12 protein-coding genes and 1 tRNA gene are annotated in these 11,936 nt (G+C 64.1%); 7 read left to right on the top strand and 6 right to left on the bottom strand.

What is annotated here, in order from left to right; all coding sequences use genetic code 11:
- The first annotated feature begins 255 nt into the window (after window positions 1–255).
- The gene (locus AC5RU9_RS11970; RefSeq protein ID WP_494016638.1) at window positions 256–807 is read left to right on the top strand and encodes a hypothetical protein; all 552 of its coding nucleotides are present in this window, start codon (window positions 256–258) and stop codon (window positions 805–807) included.
- A 110-nt stretch (window positions 808–917) separates the two neighbouring features.
- Here the strand turns inward: AC5RU9_RS11970 and AC5RU9_RS11965 are convergent, their stop codons facing one another.
- Together AC5RU9_RS11965 and AC5RU9_RS11960 are read right to left on the bottom strand one after the other, a co-directional pair.
- On the bottom strand, window positions 918–1,598 hold the full coding sequence (locus AC5RU9_RS11965) for a winged helix-turn-helix domain-containing protein (protein ID WP_211711390.1): 681 nt from the start codon (window positions 1,596–1,598) through the stop codon (window positions 918–920).
- Entirely contained in the window at window positions 1,595–2,857 is a 1,263-nt protein-coding gene (locus AC5RU9_RS11960; protein WP_494016637.1) for a sensor histidine kinase, read from the bottom strand. The genes AC5RU9_RS11965 and AC5RU9_RS11960 overlap by 4 nt, the downstream gene beginning before the upstream one ends.
- 199 nt (window positions 2,858–3,056) lie before the next feature.
- Between AC5RU9_RS11960 and phoU the strand changes: the two genes are divergently transcribed.
- On the top strand, window positions 3,057–3,710 hold the full coding sequence (gene phoU / locus AC5RU9_RS11955; protein WP_309994827.1) for a phosphate signaling complex protein PhoU: 654 nt from the start codon (window positions 3,057–3,059) through the stop codon (window positions 3,708–3,710).
- Window positions 3,711–3,850: 140 nt separating this feature from the next.
- Here phoU and AC5RU9_RS11950 read toward each other — a convergent pair whose 3' ends face one another.
- A complete protein-coding gene (locus AC5RU9_RS11950; protein ID WP_494016615.1) occupies window positions 3,851–4,597 on the bottom strand; it encodes a phosphoglyceromutase in 747 nt (248 codons plus the stop codon).
- Window positions 4,598–4,759: 162 nt separating this feature from the next.
- On the opposite strand from AC5RU9_RS11950, the gene AC5RU9_RS11945 reads away from it, so the two are divergent.
- Window positions 4,760–5,581, top strand: a complete 822-nt coding sequence (locus AC5RU9_RS11945; protein WP_494016614.1) for a class I SAM-dependent methyltransferase — start codon at window positions 4,760–4,762, stop codon at window positions 5,579–5,581.
- 6 nt (window positions 5,582–5,587) lie between these two features.
- Here the strand turns inward: AC5RU9_RS11945 and AC5RU9_RS11940 are convergent, their stop codons facing one another.
- A complete protein-coding gene (locus AC5RU9_RS11940) occupies window positions 5,588–5,929 on the bottom strand; it encodes a DUF2516 family protein (protein ID WP_494016613.1) in 342 nt (113 codons plus the stop codon).
- Window positions 5,930–5,939: 10 nt separating this feature from the next.
- Entirely contained in the window at window positions 5,940–7,124 is a 1,185-nt protein-coding gene (locus tag AC5RU9_RS11935; RefSeq protein ID WP_494016612.1) for a trans-sulfuration enzyme family protein, read from the bottom strand.
- Window positions 7,125–7,206: 82 nt separating this feature from the next.
- Between AC5RU9_RS11935 and tmk the strand changes: the two genes are divergently transcribed.
- Genes tmk through AC5RU9_RS11920 form a run of 3 tightly spaced genes read left to right on the top strand, consistent with a single transcriptional unit; the run spans window position 7,207 to window position 10,594 of the window.
- Window positions 7,207–7,896 carry a dTMP kinase gene (gene tmk / locus AC5RU9_RS11930; RefSeq protein ID WP_494016611.1) on the top strand — a complete coding sequence of 230 codons (690 nt, stop codon included), beginning with the start codon at window positions 7,207–7,209 and terminating at the stop codon, window positions 7,894–7,896.
- Window positions 7,893–9,044 (top strand): DNA polymerase III subunit delta', encoded by a 1,152-nt coding sequence (locus AC5RU9_RS11925; RefSeq protein WP_211711397.1) that lies wholly within the window; start codon window positions 7,893–7,895, stop codon window positions 9,042–9,044. Before tmk ends, AC5RU9_RS11925 begins: the two co-directional genes overlap by 4 nt.
- 8 nt (window positions 9,045–9,052) lie before the next feature.
- Window positions 9,053–10,594, top strand: a complete 1,542-nt coding sequence (locus tag AC5RU9_RS11920) for an alpha/beta hydrolase (RefSeq protein WP_494016610.1) — start codon at window positions 9,053–9,055, stop codon at window positions 10,592–10,594.
- Here AC5RU9_RS11920 and AC5RU9_RS11915 read toward each other — a convergent pair.
- Window positions 10,591–11,319: an HAD family hydrolase gene (locus AC5RU9_RS11915; RefSeq protein WP_494016609.1), complete on the bottom strand. Its 729-nt coding sequence runs from the start codon at window positions 11,317–11,319 to the stop codon at window positions 10,591–10,593. The genes AC5RU9_RS11920 and AC5RU9_RS11915 overlap by 4 nt on opposite strands.
- 215 nt (window positions 11,320–11,534) lie before the next feature.
- On the opposite strand from AC5RU9_RS11915, the gene AC5RU9_RS11910 reads away from it, so the two are divergent.
- A tRNA-Thr gene (locus AC5RU9_RS11910) sits at window positions 11,535–11,607 on the top strand.
- Window positions 11,608–11,936 lie beyond the last annotated feature (329 nt).

The raw sequence follows: 11,936 nt of genomic DNA, 5'->3' as shown, positions 1-11,936 counted from the left end.
TTAAGGCATACGACTGGCACCGAATGGGCCCTCCAGCCGCGCCAATACTGGGAAAGAGGGCCTAAACGGGTTCGTCCAACCTCTTGACGTATTGCGCGAAAGATGCATCGAACACGGAACCCGTTGAACAAATCCTCTCCGTTGGCTGCGCCACAAACCCTCCCCGAATCCTTATTTTGACGGGTTTGCCGATAGGCTATGGCTGAAAAGTGTTCCAATGACTCTTGAGGAGTAGGTGTCGTGCGCAATACTGCGATGAACCCTGTCCAGCGCGGCAAGCTGGCAATTGCGGCGGCTGCAATCGGCGTCGGTCTTCTGTCCGTCACCGGCTGTGGATTCGTCAACGCCCAGCAGACTACCCACCAGTACTCGGCATCGGACGGGATCAAAGCTGATCTCGGCCAGCTGCAGCTGCGCAACATGCTGATTGTTGCTTCGGGCGAGAAAGAGTCGGGCCGCGTAATCGGTGCTGTATTCAACCAGTCCAACTCGGACGCAACGCTGACCATCAGTGGAGCGGACGGTGCCCAGACCGAGATTCCCGTCAAGGCAAAGTCGGAGACGTACCTGAACGAAGAAAGCGACTCTACCGTGCTCAGCACGGCTGGCGCTGCGCCCGGCGGCCTCGCAGCTGTGACGATCCGAAGCGGCTCCAACACTGCCAAGATCAACATCCCCGTCGTCAACGGCACGCTGCCGGAGTACCAGAAGTACCTTCCGTCCAGCTCTGCAACGCCTTCGCCGAGCGGATCGGCCACGCCGTCCACTACTGCTACCTCCACGGAGTCCGCAGCAGCCGGTCACTAGCAGGCGGCACGCTACAAGCCATACAACAAAGGAAGGGTTCCGCTACGGCGGGACCCTTCCTTTTGCTTTTACTCGACAACGCGCCTACGCGGGGACGCAGGGGCGAACGTTTACGGCTCGAACTTGTAGCCCAGGCCCCGCACCGTCACCAGGTACCGCGGCAGCGAGGGATCGGGCTCAATCTTGCTGCGGAGCCGTTTGACGTGGACGTCCAGCGTCTTGGTGTCACCCACATAGTCCGAACCCCATACGCGGTCGATCAATTGACCACGCGTCAGGACCCTGCCCGAGTTCCGGAGCAGCATTTCCAACAGCTCGAACTCCTTGAGCGGCAGGGACACCTGCTCACCGTTCACGCTCACCACGTGGCGCTCGATGTCCATGCGGACAGGACCGGCCTGCACGGTAGACGTGATCAGCTCTTCCGGTTCCCCTTGGCGGCGAAGGACGGCGCGGACACGGGCCACAAGCTCCCTCGAGGAGTAGGGCTTGGTGACGTAGTCGTCGGCGCCGAGTTCCAGGCCCACTACCTTGTCGATTTCCGAGTCCTTGGCGGTCAGCATGATCACTGGAACGCTGGAGCGCTGACGCAGTTGGCGGCAGACTTCGGTGCCCGGCGTGCCCGGCAGCTGGAGGTCCAGGAGCACCAGGTCCGCGCCATTCCGATCAAACTCAACCAAAGCGTCGCTGCCGTTGTCCACTACCTCAACGTCGAAACCCTCCTTGCCCAGCAAATAGGAAAGGGGATCGCTAAAGGACTCTTCGTCCTCAACTATCAAAATCCGGCTCAAGCGCTGGCTCCTTGCTCTTGGGCACCGCTGGCGCCCGTCTTTTCACTCGCGTGTTGGCTCGCGTGATGGGGTTCGACGGCGGCAGGGGCCGCCGGTACTTCGTGCGCCGCTGCGGTGGACGGCAGGCCGGCGTCGTCGTCCTGGCCTTCCATCTCCGGCAGGCGGAGGGTGAACGTGGAACCTTGGCCGGGCTGGGACCAAACGGTCACCTCGCCGCCATGGTTGGAGACCACGTGCTTGACGATGCTCAGGCCGAGGCCCGTACCGCCGGTGTGCCTGGAACGTGCTGCGTCCACGCGGTAGAAGCGCTCGAAGACGCGCTCCTGGTCCTCGGGAGTCAGCCCCTCCCCCTGGTCCGTGACGGAAACGGCCACGACGCCTTCGCGGGTCCTGACGCCGACACCAACCCGCGTGTTTTCGGGCGAATAGCGGATGGCGTTGTCGATCAGGTTGCGCAGGGCCGTCACCAGGAGGTCGCGGTCGCCGAAGACCAAGGACTCGGAATGGCCGCCCACAACAATCTGGATGTTCTTGCTTTCGGCCGGGAGCTGCGAGCGGTCCACGGCTTCGGTGATGACGGTGTTGATGTCCACGGCGTGCCCCTGCTGCGCCACATTGGCTCCCTGGAGGCGGGAAAGTTCAATGATGTCCTGGACCAGTGCCGCCAGCCTGCCGGATTCCTTGTGCATGCGCTTGGCGAAACGTCGCACCGCTTCTTCGTCGTCGGGCGAAGCTTCCAGTGCCTCGGCAAGCAGCGAAATGGCACCCACGGGCGTCTTGAGTTCATGCGAGACGTTGGCCACGAAGTCGTTGCGGATCTCCTCCGTGCGGGTGATCTCGGTGCGGTCATCGGCCAGGAGCACGATGTATTCCCAGCCCAGCATGGCAGCGCGGACCTGGACCACGATTGTGCCCTTGCCCAGCGGACCACGCGGCAGTTCGTACTGTTCCTCCAGGATGACGCCGTCGCGGCGGACCTTCGCGGTCATGTCCAGGAGTTGCTTGTGCACCACGGTGTGGCCGCGGACCAGGCCGTAGGCGTAGGCGGCGGGACTTGCGCGGACCACGCCGTCGATCGCGTCGACCACAACGAAGGCACGCCCGACGACGGCAAGGACTTCCGCTGCGCCTTCAGGAAGCAGGGGTTCAGTGACGTCGAGGTCAACGATGCTCCGCTGGCGTTCGCTGATCTTGAATGCGAGCATGCCAAAGACGCCCAATGACAGGCCAACGAGGCCTGCGACGACACCTATGAGCAATGGATCCACGGGTCCAGCTTATGCTGTTGAAACACGGCCGAGCATGGATCCGGTGCCAAACGCGGACGGTTCAACTAACGTTCATCTAAACGTGCCGAACAGTTCACTGACCCCTGACACAGTTACTGGTTGGACTGTCAATGGTTTTGAGATCCGACCCCCATCACGGGAACGGGATTTCCAAGGAAAGGACGCCTTAGTGCGCAAGGTTTTTCAGGAGGAACTCACCCAGGTAGGTGACGACCTCATCGAGATCTCCAAGCTGGTTCACGAAGCAATCACGAAGGCCACAACGTCCTTCGAAGGCGCCGACGTGGACCTGGCCCAGGACGTCATCGCAGCAGACGCGCGCATCGACTTCCTGCAGAACAGCCTCGATGAGCGCGCCATCGACATCCTGGCGTTGCAGGGCCCCGTGGCCAGCGACCTCCGCATGATCGTCGGTTCGCTTCGCATGAGCGCTTCGCTGGAGCGCATGGGCGACCTCGCCCGCCACGTAGCCCAGCTGGCACGCCTCCGCTACCCCGCGACCGTCATCCCCGCATCGCTGACCCAGACCTTCAAGGCCATGGCCCAGCACGACATCGAGATCACCGCCAAGGTCATCGAGCTCCTCGAAACCCGCGATCTTGAGGTTGCCCGGGACATCCTCAAAATCAACATCGCCGTGGACGACCTCCACCTCAGCGTCTTCAAGGCGATCGCTTCCCCGGACTGGAGCGAAAGCCCGTCCACCACCGTGGACGTCGCATTGGCCAGCCGCTACTTCGAGCGCTTCGCCGATCACGGCGTCTCCGTCGCCCGGAAGGTCACCTACCTGGTGACAGGCGAATGGCAGCCCGAGGGCTTCTAGCCTTACAACTGAAAATACGACGGCGGCCGGTCACCTAAGGTGACCGGCCATCGTTTTAATCGGCTCCGTAGCTGGTGCCGCGGGCGAACTGCGTCTAAGGGAGGAACGACCGAGCAGTCGCCGCGGCAGCAGCGGAGGAATTACTTCTTGCCCTGGTTGGCCACTGCGAGGATGGCCTGGGCTGCTGCCTCGGGGTCGAGGTAGGTTCCGCCCGGGTTGATGGGCTGGAAGTCGTCGTCCAGTTCGTACACCAGCGGGATGCCCGTGGGGATGTTCAGCCCGGCGATGGCTTCGTCGCTGATGCCGTCCAGGTGCTTGACCAGGGCGCGCAGGGAGTTGCCGTGTGCGGTGACCAGGACGGTCTTGCCGGCCTTGAGGTCTTCCTTGATGTCCGATTCCCAGTACGGGAGGAGGCGCACGAGAACGTCCTTGAGGCATTCGGTGCGCGGCAGGGCGTCGCCGAGGTCCGCGTAGCGGGGGTCGTGGGCCTGGGAGAATTCGCTGTCATCGGACAGGGGCGGCGGCGGGGTGTCGTAGCTGCGGCGCCATTCCATGAATTGCTCTTCACCGAACTCGGCGAGGGTCTGGGCCTTGTCCTTGCCCTGGAGGGCACCGTAGTGGCGTTCGTTGAGGCGCCAGTCGCGCTTGACGGGGATCCAGCCGCGGTCGGCCTTGTCCAGTGCCATGTTGGCGGTGTTGATGGCCCGCTTCAGGAGCGAGGTGTAGAGGACGTCCGGCAGGATGTCGTTCTCAACCAGGAGTTCCCCACCGCGCACTGCTTCTTCGCGGCCTTGGTCGTTCAGGTCAACGTCCACCCAACCGGTGAACAGGTTCTTGGCGTTCCAGTCGCTGTGGCCGTGGCGCAGCAGAATCAGCTTGTAAGTCATGGTTTTCATCCTAGCTGAGGGCTCCGGTGCCTTGCCGGGCGTTACGCCCCGCGCACCCGTTCCACCCTTGGAGCGCACCTGCTCCCGCCACGCGCACCCGAGATCGGGGGTGCGTACGGCGGCAAAGGGCGCGGGGCAAGGGAAGGCGATAAAGTGTTGGCCGTGGTGCAAAAAGCGGAACGGGTGGGCTCTCCCCGCAGTCGGGGCGGGAAACCTGTTGGCAACATCACCCGCGGCACCACCAACCCCAACCGGATGCGCCGCCTGGACCGTTGGCTGGCCGGGCCGCAGGCGTGGCGGTTGCGGGCCGCCGTCGAGCCTCTCGTCATTGACCTGGGCTACGGCGCTTCGCCGACCACCGCCGTCGAGCTTTTTGAACGGCTCCAGGCCGTCCGCCCCGATGTGCGGGTCTGCGGAATCGAGATCGAACCGGAGCGGGTGCGGACCGCGAAGGCTCTCGAACGGCCCGGGCTGAGCTTCCACGTGGGCGGCTTTGAGCTCCCCGTCCCTGGCAATCCCGTGCTGGTCCGCGCCTTCAACGTCCTGCGGCAGTACGAGGAGGCCGACGTCCAGGGGATCTGGTCCTTGGTGCAGTCACGGTTGGCGCCCGGAGGCCTGTTCATCGACGGAACCTGCGATGAGATAGGGCGCCGCGTCACCTGGGTGGCGCTGGATCCGGAGCGGCCCCTGAGCCTGAGCTTTTCCGTGCGGTTCGGGAGTTTCGAACTGCCGTCGGAAGTTGCTGAGCGGCTGCCGAAAGCCCTGATTCACCGGAACGTGCCCGGCGAACCGATCCATGCGTTCCTGCAGGCCATGGACCAAGCTTGGCTGGAGGCGGCGCCATTGGCGTCGTTCGGGAACCGGCAGCGCTGGACGGGAATGTGCCGTTCACTGCGCGACGCCGGGTGGCCGCTCCAGGATGGTCCCGCGCGGTGGCGTCTTGGTGAGCTGACAGTGGCGTGGGACGCGGTGGCGCCTAACTAGCGCTATTTACCAGGGACCGTAAGGGCCGACGTTGCGGTTGCCGCCGCTGCCGGCCTCGCGCAGGGCGGGACGTACATCTGCCAGGTAGACGCAGGCTGCGGTGACCGCTGCGATGCCGAACAGGCCAAGCCCGCTGCCGCCGGTGAAGAACGTCAATGCCCCGATGGCGAAGGCGACACCCGTGAGGGCGAGCCAGAACGTCTTGGTGCGCTTGGACGCGGCCACGAACAGGGTGGGCCGGTGCCGGAGGCAGTCCGCGAAAGCCCACACTTCAAGGGCGAGGGCCACCAATCCCAAAATGAAGTAGACCGCGTTGGTGACAATGGCGATCAAGAATTTTCCGTCCACGCCCTTTAGCCTAGCTGTCCAAAGACTTCAGCGCTTGCTCGAGGTCGGACCAGAGGTCTTCCACGTTTTCGATTCCGACGCTCAATCGCACCAGGTTCTCCGGTACGCTGACCGGCTCAGCCGCGTGCCGGCGTCGTCGTTCTATAAGGGACTCCACCCCACCCAGCGAGGTGGCGGGTAGCCAGAGCTGCAGCGCACGCACCAGTTCGTCCGCGGCGTCAGCGCCGCTTCGGTGGGTTTCGCCGGCGATCTGGATACACAGAATGGAGCCGAAGCCCTTCATCTGGTCCTTGGCACGCTCGTGGCCCGGGTCGGTGGGCAGGCCAGGGAAACGGATGGTTTCCACGCGCGGGTGGGTGCTGAGGCGTTCGGCGAGCGTGGCAGCCGATGCCTGCGAACGCTCGATCCGCAGCGCCAGGGTACGCAGGCCGCGCAGGGCGAGCCACGCTTCAAAGGGCCCGGCGATGCCGCCGTGGATGATCCGGTGGTGCAGGAGCGTGGCACGCAGTTCCGGGTTGGACGTCACCAACGCGCCGAGGACGACGTCGGAATGTCCGGCCAGGTACTTGGTCACCGAGTGGAGGACGACGTCGGAACCCAGGCTCAGGGGCTGCTGCACCAGGGGCGTCGAAAAAGTATTGTCCGTGACGACGAGTGCGCCCACGGCGTGGGCTGCGTCGGCGAGGGCCCGGACGTCGGCGATGCCGAGCATGGGGTTGGTGGGGCTCTCAAGCCAGAGCAGGTTGGCTTTCTTGCCTACCTCGGGGCTGATGAGGGCCTTGACCGCGTCCGTGTCCGTGATGTCAACGGTGCGGAGCTCCAGGAAGCCTTTCTCGGCCAACTCGGTGGCCATCACCAGCGAGCCTGAGTAGCTGTGCGAAGGCATGACCACTACACCGCCAGCCGGAACCAGCGAAAGCGCCGAACTGACGGCCGCCAGGCCGGATGCATAGAGCAGTCCGGGAAGCGATCCGCCCTCCAGCTTGGCCAGGGCGTCCTCAAAAGGATCCCATGTGGGGTTGGCGTAGCGCCCGTAGCCGCGATCCCCGTCGTTCAAGGAGCCGGTACCGAAGTATGTGGAGGACAGGACGATGGGCGGATTCACGGGCTCATCGTGTGCGCGCTCAGGGCGGCCGGCAGCCACCACAACGGTTTCCGGAGACAATTCGGCGGCTTGCTGATCGGAGAGGCTCATGGTTTCAGCGTAGTCGCGGCCAAGGCTGTGGATGAAAGGCGTTACGCGCCTTGATGTCAGTGAATCTCGGTAGGCTAGACGCGTGAGTATTCAGAGAGCAGGTCTTTTTATCGCCTTCGAAGGCGGGGACGGCGCGGGCAAGTCCACGCAGGCCGCCCGGCTCTCTGACGCCCTTGAGTCACGCGGACTTTCCGTGCTGCGCACCCGCGAACCCGGCGGCACTCCCATTGGCGAGAAACTTCGCTCCCTTGTCCTGGACCACGGGCACGGCACCATCGACGCACGCACCGAAGCCCTGATGTTTGCCGCTGCCCGCGCCGCCCACGCCAGCCAGGTCATCCGTCCAGCCCTTGCGCAGGGCACGGTGGTCATCACTGACCGCTATGTCGACTCGTCAGTTGCTTATCAGGGCGCCGGCCGCGGCTTGGGCGCCGAGGGCGTGTGGACCCTTAATGAGTGGGCCACCGAAGGCCTGCATCCGGACCTGACCGTACTGCTCGACGTCGATCCCGCCGACGGCCGCCAGCGTCGTACCGCCGGTGATGCCGCGGAGGACAGGCTCGAGTCGGAACCGGACCAGTTTCATTCCACCATCCGCCACGCTTTCCTTGACCGGGCAGCGGCGGCCCCCTCGAGCTACCTGGTACTGCCGGCGAACGCAGACATCGAGTCGCTGGCCGCCAAAATTCTGGACCGGGTGGAGTCGTTGCTGGTTGGCCATGTCCCGGACGTGCCTGTTTCGGACGTGCCTGTTTCGGACGTGCGCCCGTGAGTGTCTGGGACGACCTCCAGGGGCAGGCGCCCGTGGTCGCACAGTTGAAGCAGGCGGCGCAGGGCGAAACCGGCCTCACCCACGCCTGGCTTTTCACCGGTCCCCCGGGCTCCGGCCGTTCCAATGCAGCCAAAGCGTTCGCTGCAGCACTGAACTGCGAGCAGGACGACGTCACCCGGCGCGGCTGTGGCGAGTGCGCGGCCTGCCACACGATCCTGGGCGAGACGCACTCGGACGTGACGTTCGTGCGGACCGAAAAAGTCACCATCACCATCGACGAAGCGCGTGAACTCGTTTCGAAGGCCGGAGACCGGCCAGCCACGGGCCGCTGGCGGATCATCGTAGTGGAGGACGCGGACCGCATGGCGGAGCGCACCACCAACGTATTGCTGAAGGCCATCGAGGAACCCACGCCACGCACCATCTGGATGCTGTGTGCTCCTTCGCCGGCCGACGTCCTTGTCACCATCCGGTCCCGATGCCGCCCGGTGAGCCTGCGGCTTCCCCCGGCGTCCGATGTCGCGGACCTTCTGGTGAGGCGCGACGGCGTCGATCGCCAACTCGCGGACCGGGCGGCGCGTGCCGCCCAGAGCCACATCGGTATCGCCAGGCGTCTGGCGCGCGACGCCGACGCGAGGGAACGCCGCCTGGAAACCGTTCGTATTCCGTTGGGCCTGCGGGGTGTCACAGCTGCCGTGATGATGGCCGAGAAGCTGGTGAAGATCGCCACCGACGAAGCCAACAGCTCCAACGACGAACGCGACGCGGCAGAGAAAATTGCGCTGCTCGCGAGCCTTGGCGCCCCGGAATCCGGCACGCTGCCGCCCTCCATGCGCAGCCAGGTGAAACAGCTCGAAGACGACCAGAAACGGCGCGCCAAGCGCTCCATCACGGACTCGCTGGACCGCACGTTGACGGATTTGTTGTCCTTCTACCGGGACGTGCTGATCATCCAGTTGGGGAACGCCGTGGAACTGGTCAACGTTGAGCTCAAGGGCGAGCTGGAGGAATACGCCGGCCGTTCTACCCCTGAAACTACCCTTGCCCGGATGGACGCCATCAACAAAGCACGCGTCCGCATCACCACCACCAACGTGGCCCCGCTGTTGGCAGTCGAGTCCATGGCCACCAGCCTCATCCAGCAATAGGAGAATCCATGAAGTCCGCACCACGCCGGTTCGCAGCGCTGTGCGTCGCTCTCGCTTCCTTGCTGGTACTGAGCGCCTGCACTCTTCCGTTTATGCCAACACCCACGGCGAAGCCGTCCACCAGCACGGTGGATCCGTCCATCGCCGCTTCGGCTCCCAAGGGTTTGGAGAAGTTCTACTCCCAGTCCGTGGAGTGGAGTTCGTGTGAGGACGGATTCCATTGCGGCAAAGTCCAGGTGCCCTTGGACTACGCCAACCCCGGCGCCGGTGACATCTCGCTGTCCATCATCAAGCTGCCCAGCACCAGCAACAAACAGGGGTCCGTCCTGGTCAACCCGGGCGGTCCGGGTGGATCGGGCGTCGACTTCGTGAAGGACGCCGGAAAGACCCTCCTCACGGAGAAGCTGCGGGCCAACTTCGACGTGGTGGGCTTCGATCCGAGGGGCGTGGGCCGCTCAGCTCCCGTGACCTGCATGACCGATGCTGAACGGGATGCTGCCCGTGCAAAAGTCTTCAGGAAAGACACCGACGCAGGACTGGAGGCCGCCTTCGCCTTCAACAAGACGTTGGCACAGCAGTGCTCCCAACAGACCGGTGCCGTACTGGGGCACATCGACACCGTGAGCGCCGCCAAGGACCTGGACGTCCTGCGCGCCGTCCTGAACGACGCCAAACTCAACTACCTCGGTTTCTCGTACGGCACCTTCCTCGGCTCCACCTACGCGTCGCTCTTCCCGGACAATGTGGGCCGCCTGGTCCTGGATGGAGCGGTGGATCCCTCCATCAGCAACGAAGATCTGACGGCAGGACAGGCCCGGGCCTTCGAGCGTGCCATCCACACCTATGTGGCCAGCTGCCAGCAGCAAAACTCGTGCCCGCTCAGCGGATCAGTGGACAACGGCGTCCAGGAGATCAGGGACCTCATCAACGCGGTGGACCAGAACCCCCAAACGGCTAAGGACGGCCGCCTGGTGACCAGCAACGACTTCGTCAATGGGCTGATCCTGCCGTTGTACAACGACCAAAGCTGGCCCGCCCTCACCCAGGCACTTGACGCTGCGTTTTCCGGCGACGTTTCCCCCATGATGCGGCTCGCCGATCTGGGTGCGGACCGCGAAGCCAACGGCACCTACAGCTCAAATTCCGCCCTCGCCTTCCAGGCCATCAACTGCCTCGACTACCCCATGGTCAGCGATGCCGCGGCAATGCGGGCGGAGGAAGCCCAGCTCAAGCAGGACTCCCCCACGTTCGGTTCATTCTTCGCGTACGGCGGTGTCAACTGCAGGGACTGGCCGTACCCGCACACACGGACACCGGCACCTGTTGAGTACAAGGGATCCGCGCCGATCGTGGTGGTCGGCACAACGGGCGACCCCGCCACGCCCCTTGAATGGTCGGAATCGTTGCGCAAACAACTTGGGACCGCTTCCCTGGTCACGTGGGAAGGTGAGGGGCACACAGCCTACGGCCGAAGCAACACCTGCGTCAGCACCGCCGTCGACGACTACTTTGTTGACGGGAAGCTGCCGCAGGACGGCCTGAAATGCTAAAGGTGCCTGGCCTCACGCTTCTCCACCAGGAGCGGGAGCTGCTTGATGGAATCAACCACGGCGGTGGCGCCGGCAGCGCGCAGGGTGGCCTCAGAATGCGAGCCGGTCAGCACGCCGGCTATGAGCGACGCCCCTGAACGCACGCCCGACAACATATCCGAACTTGTGTCGCCAACGACTGCCACTTCGCGGACGTCGTCGAGATCCAACGCGAGCACGGCTGTCAGGATCATGTCCGGGTAGGGTCGGCCCCGTCCGGCGTCCGCAGGGCACAGGCTGAGATCCGCGAGCCCCATCCAGCCGAGCGATTCGAGCACGGTGTTCTGCGTGTGGCGGCCAAAGCCGGTAGCAAGGCAGATCTGCATGCCGGATTCACGCATCCACAGGATGGCGTCCTCCGCCCCCGGAATGGCGCGGACGCCGCCGTCGTCGATCATCTCGTCGTAGGCCTTCTCGAAGACCTTGTTGGCCCTCTCGGCCGTGGCTGCATCATCGAAAAGGTGGCTGAAGACCGTCAATTTCGAGAATCCCATGGTGTCACGGGCGTAGCCAAGCATGCTCTCGTACCGGCTGCTGCCGGGTTTAATGCCGTGTTCCACAAGCGCCCGCGACATGGCGCGCTCGGTGCGGCCATCATCGGTGATGGTGGTGCCCACCATGTCCACCACCGCGAGCCGCAGCCTGTTGGGTGTGTGGCTGTTGCTTGTCGATGCTTCCGCAGTCATTGGGCGGCTCCTTCGGCTTTGTGTGCGTGGCACGGTTGGTTCCCCAGCTTCCGGCCACCGGGAGACCGCAGCCTGAACCCGGTCCGACGTGCGGGTGAACATCCCCGCAACGGCATATTTGTGCGCGGCCGTCCGGCCCGTTTTGACCCGGGCGCGCTGCCTCTATTACAGTTATGTCTTGCGTGATCGCCCGGGAAACCGGTGATGAACGCGGTGCTTCCTTAGCTCAGTCGGTAGAGCGTTTCACTCGTAATGAAAAGGTCATCAGTTCGATTCTGATAGGAAGCTCGGGACAGAACCCCCCAGAAACCAAGGTTTCTGGGGGGTTTTTGCTGGCTTGTGGACAAGCGGGGAATCTTATGCATTCCCCGCTTTTTCTTTCGATTCCCAACGCCTTCGTCACTTTTTCGTCACCGCTTTGGTCGCACACGTTTGCGTCTCGGATCGCCTCCCGAAGCTTTGCGAAGCGCCTACTTGGGGCCGCCGGACCATGCCCGGCCATCAAGGGCTGGTGTGTGACGGACGCCGTCGTCCCATGAGGACCCTGCCCATAGTGTGCGGACTCGCCGTCAGGTCCACGACGGCCCGTCCGGCGTTTATGACCGTGAGTGGCTAGC

The organism is Arthrobacter sp. B0316-5-4, from assembly GCF_059090325.1.
The sequence above is the reverse complement of the archived record's forward strand: the minus strand, read 5'-3'. Positions and strand labels throughout refer to the sequence as shown.

What these genes read in the sequence shown, in the direction of transcription:
- AC5RU9_RS11970 (WP_494016638.1), top strand. Translation starts at nt 256, where the DNA reads ATGAACCCTGTCCAGCGCGGCAAGCTGGCAATTGCGGCGGCTGCAATC.
- AC5RU9_RS11915 (WP_494016609.1), bottom strand. Translation starts at nt 11,319, where the DNA reads ATGACTGCGGAAGCATCGACAAGCAACAGCCACACACCCAACAGGCTG.
- AC5RU9_RS11920 (WP_494016610.1), top strand. Translation starts at nt 9,053, where the DNA reads ATGAAGTCCGCACCACGCCGGTTCGCAGCGCTGTGCGTCGCTCTCGCT.
- AC5RU9_RS11950 (WP_494016615.1), bottom strand. Translation starts at nt 4,597, where the DNA reads ATGACTTACAAGCTGATTCTGCTGCGCCACGGCCACAGCGACTGGAAC.
- AC5RU9_RS11935 (WP_494016612.1), bottom strand. Translation starts at nt 7,124, where the DNA reads ATGAGCCTCTCCGATCAGCAAGCCGCCGAATTGTCTCCGGAAACCGTT.